The organism is Alphaproteobacteria bacterium (assembly GCA_037200005.1).
GTDB lineage: Bacteria > Pseudomonadota > Alphaproteobacteria > UBA9219 > RFNS01 > JBBCGY01.
This window is the reverse complement of the sequence record JBBCGY010000002.1, coordinates 130,618-145,237: the sequence shown is the minus strand read 5'-3', so window position 1 is coordinate 145,237 and position 14,620 is coordinate 130,618. Positions and strand designations below refer to the sequence as shown.

Genomic DNA, 14,620 nt, shown 5'->3' with positions numbered 1-14,620 from the left:
CCGCTTGCTTTAAAATCCAAATATATATCCTCTTGCCGCTGCAGCATTTTTTTATCATGGGAGGATAACTTCTTAGCTTGGCGCTCGCGCCTCGCGGCAGATCTTCCTGTCACGACGAACAAGGCAGCGGTTCCCACCGCAACGGCGGCTATGACGGGATGACTGGCATAATGAGCCGCCGCGATGTCGGCAAGGCCTGCCGCCGTTCCGGTTGCCAATACAGGTGCGCCTGTAGCCATCAGCGCCGCTCGCGTAGAACTCCGGCCCCAACGCCGTGCATGCTGATAGCGCGCGGCAACTTCGCGCACCGGAAAGGTCAAAGCCCGCCCGGCTTGTCGCATCAGTTTTGAAATCTTGCTCTCTTGGCTCATACCCGGCCCCCAATGTCTTTCTTAATAATCGCGCGCGTTAATCATTGTCATTTCAATGGCCTCACCTTATTCGATTTTCCTGAAAGTAATTAGGATTTAATGCCTGCACGAAAATTGACATTTCTGGTCAATAGCCCGACTTATCGTGAGAGCTTATGACGGAGATGCATTGCCCATGACCACCCTTCCCGCCTCATCCCATGACGCCCTTCTCGGCCTGCCAGCGGACCCGATGGAGCGCCTGCTGGCCGTCATGGCTCGGCTGCGCGATCCGGACGGCGGCTGCCCATGGGACTTGAAGCAGGATTTCTCCAGCATCGCCAAACATACGCTCGAGGAAGCCTATGAGGTCGTGGACGCCATCGAAAAAGGCGATTTCGAGGGGCTGAAGGAAGAACTCGGCGACCTTTTGCTGCAGATCGTGTTTTACGCCCAGATGGCGCGCGAGGAAGGCCGGTTCGACTTCGCCGCCATCGCCCAGGGCATCGCCGATAAGCTGGTTCGGCGGCATCCCCATGTCTTCGGCGACGAAACGATCGCTACCGCCGAGGCCATGACCGAACGCTGGGAGCAGGATAAGGCCAAAGAGCGCGCCGCGAAGCAGACTGACGGCGCGCCGCCGAGCGTCCTGGACGGCGTTATGATGGCCCTGCCCGCGTTGAGCCGCACGCAGAAGATCGTCCAGCGCGCGACGCGTGCCGGTTTCGACTGGGAAAAGGCCGAAGATGTATTTCCGAAGCTCGAAGAAGAGATCACGGAGCTTAAAGCCGAAATCCCGTCCGGCGACCGGGATAGACTGGTCGATGAGCTGGGAGACGTGCTGTTTACGGTCGTTTGCCTGGCCAATAAGCTCAAAATCGACCCTGAAACGGCTCTTCGAGGAGCAAATCGCAAGTTCGAACGCCGTTTTAGGGGCATGGAAGCCGTTTTAAGCATAAAAAACCTGCAAACCACCCCTATTAGCCTGCAGGAGTGGGAACAGGCATGGATTAAAGTAAAAAATCAAGAATAACATATAAATAATTGATATATAATAATATATATAAAAATTATGGGGTGCTTTTTATGCCAGACTCATTCCCGCTTCGAAATCGAGCCTGAAAATCTTGATTCAATGATTCAATGCAATGCTATTCTTGCTTATATATCATTAGAATATATGGATATTTTCATTGATAAGCTTAGGATCACTTCTCCGCCGCGCTCAATGCCTTGATGTCCTCGACGATCATCGTGCCGGTGCCTTCATTCGTGAAGACTTCGGCCAGAATGCTGTCTTCGGCCTTATAGGAGATGATATGCACCCGGCGCACGCCGCCGCGGATCGCCTCCTCGATGGCCTTGGCCTTGGGCAGCATGCCGTCCTTGAGGCTGCCCTTCTCCTGAAGCTTCTTCAGCCCGTCGAGATCGGTATAGGAAACCAGCGACCGGGGATCGTCGAGCGATTCCATGATGCCCGGCGCGCCCGTGCAGACGATCAGCTTTTCGGCCTTCAGCGCCGCGCCTATCGCCGCCGCGACCGTGTCCGCGTTGATATTGAGCAGCGTGCCCTTGTCGTCGGCGGAGACCGGGCTGACCACCGGCATCAGGCCGTCATCGAGCAATTGCCGCAATACCTTGGAATCGACCAGGTCGATATCGCCGACGAAGCCGTAATCGACATTCTCGCCCTCGACCATGACCGGCGGGCGCTTATGGGCCTGGATAAGCCCTCCCGCGACGCCGCTAATCCCCACCGCGCCGATGCCGAGTTCACGGCATATGCCGAGGATTTGCGTATTGACCAGGCCGTTCAGCACCATGCTGGTGATTTCGATCGATTTGGCGTCGGTCACGCGCCGTCCCGCCACCATGATCGTCTCGATGCCCATCGATTTCTGGATGTCGGTAAGCTGCTGCCCGCCGCCATGCACGATGACGACGCGGATTCCGACCTGCAGCAAAATCGCCACCTGCTCCAGCAGCGCGTGCGTCGCGGCCATGTCGCCGAAAACGCCGCCGCTCGCCTTGACGATGAAAACCTTGCCCTTGAACATGCGGATATAGGGCGTCGCCTTCTTCAGCGCGCGAACCGTGGCGGAAGGATCGGTATTGGTATGGTGCTTGACCATTGATAAGCCTCTTTCGTTTATAAAACTCAGCCGTGAATCTCGTCTATCTTGGCTGCCATGACAAAATCGCTTTCGGCGAGGCCGTCGATTTTATGAGTCCACAAAGTCACTTTCGCCTTGCCCCAGGCGAGGTAGAGATCGGGATGATGGCTCTGCCGCTCGGCGAGTTCGCCGACCTTATTGACGAAATCGAGCCCCTCGCGGAAATCCTTGAACGCGTATTCTTTCTCAAGATGGTGCGCGTCCACGACGCGCCAGCCATCCGCCAGTTGAGGCATAAGCGCGGCGATCTCATGCTGTTTTAAGGGCAAGACATTTCCCTTGCAAGGCACGCAGTCTTTTTGGGCCAGATCGTTCATGGGCGAAAGCTAGCGGCAGAGACGCAAAGCCGCAAGAGAGAAGAATTGATCGGTGGCGGCCTCCTGCTGTAGATTGCCCGGAATGCCGTCCCGCCCCATCATTTCATCCGACAAGGCCGATAGCCTGCAATGCGCGGCCATTGCTTATTTAACGCTTCCCGTGGTTCTCGTCGAACTGGGATGGCTTGCGCCATGGATTGGAATTCCCTGCGCCATTCTTACCCTATGGTGCGTGTGGCCTGGATGCGCGTTTCGAGAAAAAATTCCTTTATGGCATTTGGCGGGTTTGGCCTTGGCCGCCATCGCGATTGTCGCCTTCACCGGCATAAGCCCGCTAATCGCCAACGGATCGTTCATGGATTTGGCGAAGCATCGCTGGCTCTATAACGATCTGGTGAGGCATGACTGGCCTGTTGTCTTTCATGGCGGCCAGGAGCGGGAAATCCTGCGCTACGGCATCGGGTTCTATGCCGTGCCCGCCTTGCTGTCGAAGCTCGCGGGACATCCGGTGCAATTCCTGCTTTGCGCGTGGCTCGCGCTGGGGGTCTGGATTTTTCTGCTTCTGGGCACGCGGCATATCGAGCGCGCGACATGGGTCGCGTTCGCCGCCTTCATCCTGCTGTTCTTCAGCGGGCTGGATGTCTTGGGCCGATTGTTTCTTTCCGCCGCGATGAACGAAAAACTTCACATTCACATCGAGGAATGGGCGAGAATCCCGTTCGGCTGGATCATGCCGTCGCAGGAAAATTCCCTGTCGCTGCTGCCGCAGCATGCCGTCGCGGCGTGGCTCGGAGCCTCGCTGATCCATCAGGGCTGGAACAAGCCGTGGTTCAAGAAAAGAGCCGTCGGCATTTTTACCGTGCTGGCGTTCTGGTCGCCCTTCACGGCGCTTTCCTTCGCCGCCATCGTCGCGGCGCTTCATCTGCGAAATATCGTCGCCATTCTGAGCACAAGGAATATCGCGGCCCTCGCCCCCCTCGCTCTGCTCGCCGCCTATTACCGCCTCGGCCCCTTTCTGCAAGCCGAGTGGAATATTTCCGAAAGCCATCGGCTCTTTGAATACGCGTGGCGCTATGCGCTTTTCGTCGTGCTCGAATTCGGGGTTTTCGTCGTGGCGGCCTATGCCGTGCGGCGTTCCATCGATCCGCCCGCCGCCGCCGCCGCCGGACTGCTGCTGGCGCTGCCGTTCTTATATGTCGGACGGGGCAACGAAATCATGCTGCACGGAACGATTTTGCCGCTGACGCTCATGATCTTTTACGTCATCGACACCTTGCGCCTGCATGAGCGCTCTGTCGCGAAAATGGCGCTCAAAGGCCTGGTGATTATCGGCCTGACCACGGGTTTCAGCTATGCGGTGATCGACGCGGCGCGAAAACCGAACCCCGGAGATTATGAAGCTTCGATCGCGTCCATGCCGCCGGAATTAAGGCCGCAATATATCGCGCCGCTGCCGGAGAGCGCCTCATGGCTTCTGCGGCGCTAATCGCGCCATTGCCGGACAATTTAGCCGTTTGTTAATTTTCAGGACATTAAATTACTGAAATTCTTTGTCGTGAGGCACGCCGGTTATGCTGCAACGTTTTGAAACATTAATCCGGCATTCGATTTTCCGTAAAGACCGAGGCGCAGCATGCGCCTCCTTGGTTCGTTCCAAAGCCGATGGCCTGCATTTTCTTGCCATTGCCTATCTCGCGCTTCCGGCGGTTGCCGTCGAACTGGGATGGCTTACGCCATGGATTGGCGTCCCCTTAGCCCTTCTCACCCTATGGTGCGTGCTGCCGGATTTCGAGCGCACCGCGAAAATTCCCGCCGCGCGCCTCATCGTTCTGGCGCTGGCGGCGATCATCGTCGTCGCCTTAAGCGGAACCAGCCCGCTGATCGAAGGCGTGGCGTTTATAGATTTGGTCAAGCATCGCTTGATATACAACGATCTGGTCAAACATGACTGGCCGGTCATCTTCCAAAGCACCCAAAGCCCGGAAATCCTGCGTTACGGAATCGGTTTTTACGTCGTGCCCGCGCTGCTGTCGAAGCTGATCGGCCAGCCCTCGCAATTTCTGTTCTGCGCCTGGATGGCGCTCGGCGTTCTGCTTTTCCTCCTTCTTGCCACGCGCGAGACGAAGAATCCGGCATGGATCGCCGCCATTGTCCTGATCGTCCTGTTTTTCGGCGGATTGGATTTCATCGGGCTGGATATCATCAAATCGGATTTTATCCATTGGGTTCATCCGCACCCGAAGGGAACCGAAGCCGAGCTATATATCGAAGAATGGATGAGGTTTCCTCATGGATGGATCATGGGGGCGCAAAGCTACTCCCTGTCATGGATGCCGCAGCATGCCGTCGCGGCATGGCTTGGAGCTTCGCTGCTTTATCAAGGCTGGGACAAACCCTGGTTTATGAAAAGAGCGGCGGGTATTTTTACCGTGCTGGCGTTCTGGTCGCCCTTCACCGCTCTTTCCTTCGCCATCATCGTCGCGGCGCTCCATCTGCGGAATATCCCCAGCCTCCTGAGCGCGCGGAACATAGCCGCCCTTATTCCTCTGGCGCTGCTCGCTGCTTATTACAGCCTTGGCCCATTTTTGCAGGAGAAATGGACTACGCTAGGCGACATGCCGCTTGCTGAATTCGTCGGACGCTATGCGCTTTTCGTCATGCTCGAATTCGGCGTTTTCGCGCTGGCGGCATATGCCGCTCGGCGCGCCATTGAGCCGCCAGCCGCCGCCGCTGTCGGCCTGTTGCTGGCCATGCCGTTCTTTAAAGTAGGATTGTGCAACGAAATCATGTTGCACGGCTCAATGCTGCCCATAACGCTCGTTATTCTCAACACGATCGAGGGGCTGCGCACGCCGGAGCGACATGCATCCAGGGCGATCCTCGGGATCATGGTGTTCATCGGCGTGTTTAGCGGCTTTGGCGAGGCCGTCGGCATGGCAATCAGGCCGCAGACCCCAGGCGACTATTCGACTTCGATCACATCCATGGTGCCCAAAGCCAGATCGCAATATGTCGCGCCGCTGCCGGAGAGCGCCTCTTGGCTTCTGCGGCGTTAGCCGCCAATCCGTAACAGCGCATCCCGCAATTGCTTGACATGCTCGCCGCCTAAGGTATAAGGCGCGAGAATGCGCATGACGTTCGGATCGGCGCTGCCGCCCAGGAATATGTCATGCCGCAGCAGTTCCGCCTGCACGTCCTTGGCCGGGCGGGACGTTCTCAGGCCCAGCAAAAGGCCCGCGCCCTGCGCGCCGGTCACCGGCCCGATGATACAGCGCTGCCGTATCTGCTCCGAACGCGCCCGCACATTATCCATGAGCTTCTCGGACTCGATGATGTCGACCACGGCCTCGACCAGCGCGCAAGCCATCGGGCCTCCACCAAAGGTCGTGCCCAGATCGTCGGTCTTTAGTTCAGATGCCACGGATGCCGCGAGCAGTATCGCCGAAACCGGAAATCCAGCGCCCAGCGCCTTAGCCGTCGTGATGATATCGGGCGTAACGCCGACCATATTGGCGGCGAAGGGATAGCCGGTGCGCCCCACGCCGGATTGCACCTCGTCGAAAATCAGCACCGCGCCGATTTCGGTAGCGCGCTTGCGCAGCGCCTGCAAAAATTCCTGAGGCAGATCGAGCGCTCCGGCGACGCCCTGAACCGGCTCGACGATGATTCCTGCTGTATCGTCAGAAATGCCCGACGCCGCTTCGACCGTGCCGGGAATAAAAACCGCGTCGAAGGGCGCTTGCGGAAAGCCGTACCATTTCTTCTGCGCGCCCCACGTCACCGCACCGGCCGCCGCGGTCCGTCCGTGAAAGCTCCCCTCGACGGCGACGATCTTTCTTCTGCCGGTCAGCTTGCAGGCGATTTTGAGGGCATTTTCGTTGGCTTCCGCCCCGGAATTGACGAAGAAGACCGTATCGAGGCCAAGACCGCAAAATTCCGCCAGTCTTTTCGCCGCCCTATGCCGCACATCGACGGCCACGGCGTTGCTTTGAAACACCAGCGATTTCGCCTGCGCTTCCAGAACCGCCAGCCAGCGCGGATGGCCGTAGCCCAAGGCCGCGACCGCATGGCCGCCATATAAATCCAGGATACGGCGTCCATCCTTCGTGGTGAGATAAACGCCCTCCCCTCCAATTATATCGAGAGGATATTGCGAATAGACCGGCGCGAGATGGTCCATGGGGCTTAGGTCCATCCCGGCGCGGGCGCGGCGAGGCCCATCGTTTCCGGCAAACCGAGCATCCGGTTCATCCACTGGATCGCGCCGCCCGCCGCGCCCTTGGCCAGATTATCGATCGCGCACATGACGGCAACAGTCTCGCCATCGGCAACCGCGCCGATGCGCGCGTAATTGCTGGCGGCGACATCCTTGATGCGCGGCATGTCTTTGCCGACATGCACGAGGGGCGACGATTGATAAAAATCGCCGAGCGCGGCCAGCAGATCGCCGGTCTTAATGGGCTGTCGCGCCTTGGCCTGAACCGTGACGTGAATGCCGCGCGCGAACGGGCCGGAATGCGGCACGAAACGGAAATTAGCCTCGACGCCCGATGCGGCGGCGGCGAGCGCCGTAATCTCCGGCGTATGCCGATGCCCAAGGGCGTTATAGGCATATAGGTCGCTATGGCGTTGCGGGTGATGCGTGCCCGGCGTCGGCGAGCGTCCGGAACCCGTGCTGCCGGTAATGCCCGCGACGAACAGCGCCGGCTCTATGAGCTTCAGCTTAAGCAGCGGCACACTGGCCAGCAGAATGGCGGTGGCGAAGCAGCCGGGATGAGCGACATGCCTGGTCGCCAGTTTATCGAGATGCTCCGGCACGGCGCAGGTGAATTGCGCGAGCCTTCCAGGCGCGCCATGCGGATGCTTATAGACGGCCTCATAGGCCGCAGCCGTGGCATAACGGAAATCCGCCGATATATCGGCGACGCGCGGCGCGGCGCCTTTCGCTTCCGCCGCCGAAAGCAGGCTGTCGATCAATCCCGCCGACACGCCATGCGGGGCCGCGGACAAAATAGCGGAAACCGGAAGCGACGCGACGATTTGCCTGACTTCATCGAGCGAGGAAAATTTAAGTTCGGGATAGGCTGGGCGCAAATGCGCGAAGGACGCGGCCACCAACTCGCCCGGCTGGCTGTCGGACAGCGCCGCTCTAAGCTCCAGCCCCGGATGACCCGCCACCAGCCGCAGCAGTTCCCCGGCGACATAGCCTGTGCCGCCAAGAACGATGGTGGGTATTTTTCCTGCCGCCGCGCTCATTCTCCGGCAGCCTTATCGCGCCATTCCGGAGATACCTTGCCGATGATTTGATCGCCAAGGGCAGCGCCATTAGTAATGGCGTTGATCGCGGGAACGCCCATCTGCTCGTGGATGATATTGACGCCGACGGCATTGTCGGTCGCCGGGCCGGTCACGGCGCTTGGCTCGATATTGAATCTCTCCCGCAGCAATTTTACGCCGCCCCAGGCCGCGACAGGATCGTTCGCCGACAGCACGACGGCGGTCAGCGCCGTGCGGATATCTTCCTGCAAAAGGATCGCTTCCACGCCATACGCGCCGAGCAGCCCGTCGCCGAGTTCAAAGACGATGACATCCGGCTTACCCTGCGCCATTTCCGTAAGCAGGGTGCGCGTGATCGCCGGGCCGGTCTTGGCCGTGGTCGTGACGATGCCGAAGTCGGTGAAGATCGCGCTGCGCTTGGCTCCCGCGTCTTCCATCGCCAGAATATCGCGCCGTAGCGAAACCCCCGTCGCCTTGAAGGCGTGGACCGACAATCCGCGCCGTTTCATCCGGCTGATGATGGCGCAAGCGGCGGCGGTCTTTCCCGCTTCCATGCAAGTGCCCGCCAGCGCGACCACGGGTACGCCCTGGATGTTGACCCCGGCGCTGTAATCCAGCGGCCCATAGCCGACCCGCGCCGGAACGCCGATCCGCTCACCCAGATAAGGGAACTGCAGCACAACGCCGAGAACCCGGCAATCGAACGGCGTGCCCCTGTCGGGATTGATGGAATCGCAGATGCCGAGAACGCCGCCGATATTCAGCATCTGAATAACGTCGCCTTCTTTCACCTGCTCCGGCAGATGCCCCGAATAGCCGAACAAGGCCTGGCGATGGCCGAGCGCGCCGACGACGATATCGCCCTTGGCAACCTTCGCCATGCGTCCGTCGATAAGCTCCAACGTGTTGTAGGTGGATTTGTTGGTCAGAATTTCCACGACCAGCACCGTGCCTTCCTCGCTCGGGATATTGTCGGTGGCGACGCGCAATTCATGCCGCAGATTGCAGGCCTGGGCGATGGATGCGATTTTGTCGACGATGATGGTTTTCATAATGATCCTGTTTTTCACTTATATTCTAGAGCCTTTATAAAAGCATTCCAAGAGGTTGCTAAGCAAATCTTAAAATTGTGTCGGTTATAAAAATAGTATGATATGATGCATTGGTCTCGATTGAGGATATGGAGAATCCCGAGCATGACAGATCCTAGCCCTATTTTTGACGCCATTGACGAGGATGCGGAGAAGCGCGCTTTGGCCGAAGCTCAGGCAGATGTCGCCGCCGGGCGCGTCGTACCGCATAAGGATGTCGTGCGATGGCTGCGATCTTGGGGCAAGCCCGATGAATTGCCCTGCCCGGCTCCGCCCCTCCGCTGATGGACATCGTATGGACGGCATCGGCCCTCGCCGATGTTCAAAGAATCCGCAGTTATATCAGCGACTTTCGTCCAAGAGCGGCAGAGGATATGGGCGTGCGTCTCATAGAGGCCGGAAACGACCTGGCTCTATTCCCGCATAGAGGAAGGCTGGTTAGCCAGAATTTGCGCGAACTCACCCTCGTATATCCCTACATTATCCGCTATTCCGTCGTGGCAAACCAAGTCTTCATCCTGCGCGTTCGCCATGGCAAGCAGCAATCATAAATCTCTTTTTTACTTCCCGCGAAAAGCCAGATAAGCCGGGTTAAGCCAGTCGCGCAGCCTGACGCAATCGTCATAACAGGGCGCGATGATAAGGCCGTCATCGAACATGTCGGGGCGGTATAGCTCGCCGTCCCAGTTCATGACTTCGCCCCCGGATTCGCGTATCGCCAGAACCCCGGCGGCGTCGTCCCACGGATGGGTGAAGCCGCTGGAGGCACGAAAATGATATTGCCTGCCTTCGCTTCTGTTGAAAAGTTTCTGCGGCGTCAGAAGCGTTGCGTAAACATCGCAGGCCATGAAGCCGCGCGCGTCATAGGTCGGCTTGTCTTTTTCCGGATATTTCTTGAGCCATGGCTGCAGGCGGATGCCGACGATGCCGTGCATTTGCGCGAACGGAACCGAGGGCAGCATCTTTAATCGTTCGCCCCGGAACCACGCCCCCCCGCCTCGTTCGACGGTCAATGTATCCCCCGTGATCGTATGGTGAATCCATCCCGTTAGAACCTCGCCGCGATGTGCCAGCGCGACGATGGTGCCGAAATCTTCCTTGCCGGAAGCGAATGAGCTTGTCCCGTCGATGGGATCGATGATCCATACGGGATATTCCGATTGCAGCGCCTTGAGCACGGCCGGGTCGGCGGCATAGCTCTCCTCGCCGAGAACCAGGGACCCCGGCAGAATACCCTGAAGCATAGGCGCTAAGGCCTTCTCCGCTTCCTTGTCGGCGATCGTCACCAGATCATGCGGGCCGCTTTTTTCGGCGATGTCTCCGGCCTGCAGATTACGCCATCGCGGCATGATAACGGTGCGCCCTACCTCGCGCAGGAATTCCGTGACTTTCTGGGGATCGATAGGGAGCATTTTGCGGGACTCGTTATGATTCTTTGCAGTCTACCCCATAAACCGCTGCCGAAACGGCCAAGATCGGCTTGATACAACGCTATTTCTACCTCGGCTGTCTCGTTTATGTCATTGACGGCTGATAATTCTTCCATGCGAATGGATCCAGGCCATCGCGGCGCCGTCGGCCAGAGGAATTTTGATCCGGACGATTTCCTCCGCTTGGGCCCAGGGCCGCTTCTATTTGCCGCAGCAATACCGGAATGCCTCTCCCGTCAGGGCCGATATCGCCGCCACGCCCGCGCCGCCGTGATGCTTGACTTCGGCGAGTCCGGCGAAGCATGGGTAGCGTCGAAACTTTGGCGAGATGCTTCTTCAGCCAGTAATTTCCGGTCTTCCCTCGGGCAGGCAGTCGATTTTGTTCCAGACCTGGATGATGCGCGCGTCGCCGGGCTGAATGTCCAGTTCGCCAAGAACGGTTTCGACATCCTGCATCTGCGCCTTGGTGTCGGGATGCGCGATGTCGCGGACGTGGAGAATAACGTCGGCGCTTTGGACTTCTTCCAGCGTAGCGCGGAACGCGGCGATAAGCTGCGTCGGCAGATCGGCGATAAATCCGACCGTATCGGACAGGATCGCTTCTCGATTGCCCGGCAGCTTCAACGAACGCATGGCGGGATCGAGCGTGGCGAACAGCATGTCTTTGGCTAGAGCGTCCGCTGCCGTGAGGCGGTTGAACAGAGTCGATTTTCCGGAGTTGGTGTAGCCCACCAGCGCCACCGTGGGCATGGCCGCTTTTTCCCTGGCGCGGCGCTGCAAGGAACGGGTGCGGCGGACATCTTTCAGCTCGTTTTTGATCTTGAGGATACGATGATCGATCAGGCGGCGGTCGAGCTCGATTTGAGATTCGCCGGGGCCGCCGAGAAAGCCGAAACCGCCGCGCTGCCGTTCAAGGTGAGTCCATGACCGCACCAGGCGGGAACGCTGGTAGTTCAGCGACGCCAGTTCCACCTGCAGCTGGCCTTCCTTCGTCCGGGCGCGCGCGCCGAATATTTCCAGGATCAGGCCGGTGCGGTCGATAACCTTGGTTTTCCATGCGCGTTCCAGATTGCGCTGCTGGATCGGCGCCAGAGCGTGATCGACGATCGCCAGGTCTATTTTATGTTCTTCGATCTGCTGGCCGATTTTCTCGACCCATCCCTTTCCAAGCAGGTGCGCGGCGGATGGCGAAGACACCTTGGCAATGACGGCATCGATGACGGCAAGGTCGATGGCTTCGGCGAGGCCCCGCGCCTCGGCCAGCATGGACTCATGGCTGCGCGCGGCATGGGAGCCGGAAAGGATCGGCTTGACGATTAAAGCCGTGGTTCTTTTGCCGGAATCATGAGGTATGACTGTCAAGCTTAGGTCTGATCCGCATCATCGACCGACGGTTCGAATAGCTGTATCGGTACGGTCGGCATGACGGTCGATATGGCGTGCTTATAGACCAATTGAGCGTGGGAGTCGCGCCGCAGCAGCATCGAAAAATTATCGAACCACGTAATAATGCCCTGAAGCTTAACGCCATTGACCAAAAATACCGTCACCGGCGTTTTATTTTTGCGCAGATAGTTGAGAAAAACATCTTGCACATTCTGCGACTTATTATCAGTCATAAACATTGCTCCCAAGCTGAACTAACTTATATGCCTTTGATGGCGGTATTAGCGCAGACCGCAATCACATCAAACAGAGGGCGTTTGATCGCGTGGATCTGCTCGACAAACATAAGCGAATTGTTATTAAGACATAACCGATTAAACAAATACTTAATTGAGGGTCAATGTATTCAGCTGTCTTCAACAAATTTTTCTAATAATGTCCGCTAATTCAATACAGTTACCAAATGGTATCCACGTACCAAGCGTTGCATTGCTTACGTTATTTCCCAAAATGATGGGTAAACAGCTTCCAGCTTCCGCCGTTTGGATGTCAATATCGTTGTCGCCGACATACCAGGAAACGCTGTCATCCTTCAGCCCAAGCTGTTTGCAGATTAGATAAATCCCATCCGGAGCAGGCTTGCCTCGCGGCGCGTCGCCTGCCCCCGCGACAGCTCCGAAATACCGGTCCCAACCGAGAAAACTGATTTCCTGGCGCAGATATGCGGCATTCTTATTGCTGCAAACGGCAAGCGGAATTTTCTTTTGGCATAGGACATCAAGCAAGTCTTCCGCGCCGGGCATGGCTTTCAGCAGGCTGAGATGATTGTCGGCGAACGTCGCGTAGAAAACATCACGCGCCCGATGCCAGTCCGCGCCGAACCATTCGGGAAATGTCTCCGTGAGCGCCCGGCGGCAGTTATGCCTGGCCTCTTCCAAGCTCCAGGCTTCCATGCCGAAAGCCGCCCGCGCCGCGTTGATCGCGGCATGAATGGCGGCATAGCTATCGACCAGCGTATCGTCCCAGTCGAAGATCACGAGATCGGGAAGAGATCGAGGAAATTGCGGAGTCGCTCCGGCAAAGGAAGACACGCCCGGCTAATCCCTCTAATTGACTCGTTCAGACCCGGTATGCTCGGCAACGGCAGCGATGATCTTGTTGTCGTTATTGCCGTGGACGCCGAGCAGCTTCAGCTTGCGGTGCAGCGCCGACCGTTCCATGCCGATGAAGCTCGCCGTGCGGGAAATATTGCCGCCGAAGCGCGTGACCTGGGCAAGAAGATATTCGCGCTCGAACATCTCGCGCGCGTCCCGCAGCGGCAGGGCCATGATCTCCCCTCCTCGCTCCCAGCGCAGCACATTGGGCGAAGACGAGGTGATTTCCGGCGGCAAAGCGTCGGAGCGGATCAACCCCATCGTGTCGCTCGCCATGATAAGGAGCCATTCCATTGCGTTGCGCAATTGCCGCACGTTGCCGGGCCAGCTATAGGCCTGCAGGGCCGCGACGGCTTCTTCGCTCAGATCGCGCGGCAGCAACCCGGATATCTCGGTGGCGCGCTGCAGGAAGTATTTGGCGAGCATCGGGATATCGTCGCGGCGTTCCGCGAGCGCCGGCATCTTGATCGGCACGACGCTAAGACGGTAATAGAGGTCCTGGCGCAAACGGCCCGCTTCCATCTCGGCCTGCAGATCGTGATTGCTGGCGGCGATGACGCGCACGTCGACTTCGACCTTGGTCGAGCCGCCGACGCGGCAAAACACCTGCTCATGCAGGGCGCGCACGATCTTGCCCTGCGTCTCGATCGGCATGTCGGCGATTTCGTCGAGAAACAACGTGCCGCCGTGAGCCTGTTCGAAGGTTCCGGCCTTGCGCACGCCGCCATTGGCGTTTGGCTCGACGCCGAATAATTCCACTTCAAGCTGTTCCGGCCTCATGGTAGCGCAATTGATGACGATGAACGGCGCGCCTGCGCGCTTTGACTTCGCATGAATCATGCGGGCGACGACTTCCTTGCCCGCGCCTGCCGGGCCGGTGATGAGCACGCGGCTGCTGGTCGGCGCCACGCGGTCGATCAGCTGGCGCAATTGGTTGACGGCGGGAGATTTGCCGATCAAATCCTGCTCGGTATGAGCGCGGAAGCGCAATTCGGTATTTTCGCGCTTGAGCCGCGCGGCCTCCAGCGCCCGATGGACGAGAAGAATCAGCCTGTCAGCCTTGAACGGCTTCTCGAGGAAATCATAAGCGCCTTTCTTGATCGCGGCGACCGCCGTTTCGATATTGCCGTGGCCGCTGATCATGATGACCGGCATGTCGCAATGATCGCGCATCAGCTGATCGAGAATTTGCATGCCGTCGTCCATGCGGCCGTTCTGCAGCCATATGTCAAGGATGACGAGGCTGGGACGCCGCGCTGCTATCGCGCTGAGGGCTTCTTCGGCGCTGGCGGCCTGACGGGTTTTATAGCCTTCGTCGTTGAGAATTCCTTCGATCAGAGAGCGGATGTCCGTCTCGTCATCGACGATCAGAATGTCATGCACTAAAGTCTTTTCGTCTTTCATGCTGTCCTTCCTATCTGAGGAATTCTAGGGAATTCGA

General features: G+C 58.3%; 14 protein-coding genes and 1 pseudogene. 5 read left to right on the top strand and 10 right to left on the bottom strand.

Translation table 11 applies throughout. The features are described from left to right. Positions 1–546 precede the first annotated feature (546 nt). A complete protein-coding gene (mazG, locus tag WDO70_10375) occupies positions 547–1,383 on the top strand; it encodes a nucleoside triphosphate pyrophosphohydrolase (protein MEJ0063574.1) in 837 nt (278 codons plus the stop codon). Between the two features lie 175 nt (positions 1,384–1,558). On the opposite strand, the gene argB is transcribed toward mazG, so the two are convergent. Further along, positions 1,559–2,482, bottom strand: a complete 924-nt coding sequence (argB, locus tag WDO70_10370) for an acetylglutamate kinase (GenBank protein ID MEJ0063573.1) — start codon at positions 2,480–2,482, stop codon at positions 1,559–1,561. Between the two features lie 26 nt (positions 2,483–2,508). Further along, entirely contained in the window at positions 2,509–2,793 is a 285-nt protein-coding gene (locus WDO70_10365) for a 4a-hydroxytetrahydrobiopterin dehydratase (protein ID MEJ0063572.1), read from the bottom strand. A gap of 130 nt (positions 2,794–2,923) precedes the next feature. Here WDO70_10365 and WDO70_10360 point away from each other — a divergent pair, with 130 nt between their 5' ends. After that, positions 2,924–4,327, top strand: coding sequence for a hypothetical protein (locus WDO70_10360; GenBank protein ID MEJ0063571.1), 1,404 nt, complete (start codon positions 2,924–2,926; stop codon positions 4,325–4,327). 157 nt (positions 4,328–4,484) lie between these two features. Continuing rightward, positions 4,485–5,897: a hypothetical protein gene (locus WDO70_10355; GenBank protein MEJ0063570.1), complete on the top strand. Its 1,413-nt coding sequence runs from the start codon at positions 4,485–4,487 to the stop codon at positions 5,895–5,897. On the opposite strand, the gene WDO70_10350 is transcribed toward WDO70_10355, so the two are convergent. From WDO70_10350 to WDO70_10340, 3 genes are read right to left on the bottom strand one after another with little or no spacing between them, the layout of a single operon-like run. Continuing rightward, positions 5,894–7,021, bottom strand: a complete 1,128-nt coding sequence (locus tag WDO70_10350; GenBank protein MEJ0063569.1) for an aminotransferase class III-fold pyridoxal phosphate-dependent enzyme — start codon at positions 7,019–7,021, stop codon at positions 5,894–5,896. The genes WDO70_10355 and WDO70_10350 overlap by 4 nt on opposite strands. Positions 7,022–7,026: 5 nt before the next feature. Continuing rightward, positions 7,027–8,097 carry an N-acetyl-gamma-glutamyl-phosphate reductase gene (argC, locus tag WDO70_10345; protein MEJ0063568.1) on the bottom strand — a complete coding sequence of 357 codons (1,071 nt, stop codon included), beginning with the start codon at positions 8,095–8,097 and terminating at the stop codon, positions 7,027–7,029. After that, complete coding sequence (locus WDO70_10340) at positions 8,094–9,170, bottom strand: hypothetical protein (protein MEJ0063567.1); 1,077 nt, start codon at positions 9,168–9,170, stop codon at positions 8,094–8,096. The genes argC and WDO70_10340 overlap by 4 nt, the downstream gene beginning before the upstream one ends. Positions 9,171–9,314: 144 nt before the next feature. Between WDO70_10340 and WDO70_10335 the strand changes: the two genes are divergently transcribed. Then, positions 9,315–9,494, top strand: a complete 180-nt coding sequence (locus WDO70_10335) for an antitoxin (protein ID MEJ0063566.1) — start codon at positions 9,315–9,317, stop codon at positions 9,492–9,494. Beyond that, positions 9,494–9,760: a type II toxin-antitoxin system RelE/ParE family toxin gene (locus tag WDO70_10330; GenBank protein MEJ0063565.1), complete on the top strand. Its 267-nt coding sequence runs from the start codon at positions 9,494–9,496 to the stop codon at positions 9,758–9,760. The genes WDO70_10335 and WDO70_10330 overlap by 1 nt, the downstream gene beginning before the upstream one ends. 9 nt (positions 9,761–9,769) lie before the next feature. Here WDO70_10330 and WDO70_10325 read toward each other — a convergent pair whose 3' ends face one another. From WDO70_10325 to WDO70_10305, 5 genes and pseudogenes are all read right to left on the bottom strand, one after another. Next, positions 9,770–10,621, bottom strand: coding sequence for an inositol monophosphatase family protein (locus tag WDO70_10325; protein ID MEJ0063564.1), 852 nt, complete (start codon positions 10,619–10,621; stop codon positions 9,770–9,772). Between the two features lie 108 nt (positions 10,622–10,729). Beyond that, a pseudogene (gene hflX / locus WDO70_10320) lies at positions 10,730–11,926 on the bottom strand (GTPase HflX). A 77-nt stretch (positions 11,927–12,003) separates the two neighbouring features. After that, the gene (gene hfq / locus WDO70_10315) at positions 12,004–12,258 is read right to left on the bottom strand and encodes an RNA chaperone Hfq (protein MEJ0063563.1); all 255 of its coding nucleotides are present in this window, start codon (positions 12,256–12,258) and stop codon (positions 12,004–12,006) included. A gap of 183 nt (positions 12,259–12,441) precedes the next feature. Then, complete coding sequence (locus WDO70_10310; protein ID MEJ0063562.1) at positions 12,442–13,116, bottom strand: HAD family hydrolase; 675 nt, start codon at positions 13,114–13,116, stop codon at positions 12,442–12,444. Positions 13,117–13,131: 15 nt separating this feature from the next. Next, positions 13,132–14,583, bottom strand: coding sequence for a sigma-54 dependent transcriptional regulator (locus tag WDO70_10305; protein MEJ0063561.1), 1,452 nt, complete (start codon positions 14,581–14,583; stop codon positions 13,132–13,134). Positions 14,584–14,620 lie beyond the last annotated feature (37 nt).

Excerpts from the sequence above, each read along its gene's own strand:
- mazG (MEJ0063574.1), top strand. The coding sequence starts at position 547 with ATGACCACCCTTCCCGCCTCATCCCATGACGCCCTTCTCGGCCTGCCA.
- argB (MEJ0063573.1), bottom strand. The coding sequence starts at position 2,482 with ATGGTCAAGCACCATACCAATACCGATCCTTCCGCCACGGTTCGCGCG.
- WDO70_10360 (MEJ0063571.1), top strand. The coding sequence starts at position 2,924 with ATGCCGTCCCGCCCCATCATTTCATCCGACAAGGCCGATAGCCTGCAA.
- WDO70_10350 (MEJ0063569.1), bottom strand. The coding sequence starts at position 7,021 with ATGGACCATCTCGCGCCGGTCTATTCGCAATATCCTCTCGATATAATT.
- argC (MEJ0063568.1), bottom strand. The coding sequence starts at position 8,097 with ATGAGCGCGGCGGCAGGAAAAATACCCACCATCGTTCTTGGCGGCACA.
- WDO70_10340 (MEJ0063567.1), bottom strand. The coding sequence starts at position 9,170 with ATGAAAACCATCATCGTCGACAAAATCGCATCCATCGCCCAGGCCTGC.
- WDO70_10335 (MEJ0063566.1), top strand. The coding sequence starts at position 9,315 with ATGACAGATCCTAGCCCTATTTTTGACGCCATTGACGAGGATGCGGAG.
- WDO70_10330 (MEJ0063565.1), top strand. The coding sequence starts at position 9,494 with ATGGACATCGTATGGACGGCATCGGCCCTCGCCGATGTTCAAAGAATC.
- WDO70_10325 (MEJ0063564.1), bottom strand. The coding sequence starts at position 10,621 with ATGCTCCCTATCGATCCCCAGAAAGTCACGGAATTCCTGCGCGAGGTA.
- hfq (MEJ0063563.1), bottom strand. The coding sequence starts at position 12,258 with ATGACTGATAATAAGTCGCAGAATGTGCAAGATGTTTTTCTCAACTAT.
- WDO70_10305 (MEJ0063561.1), bottom strand. The coding sequence starts at position 14,583 with ATGAAAGACGAAAAGACTTTAGTGCATGACATTCTGATCGTCGATGAC.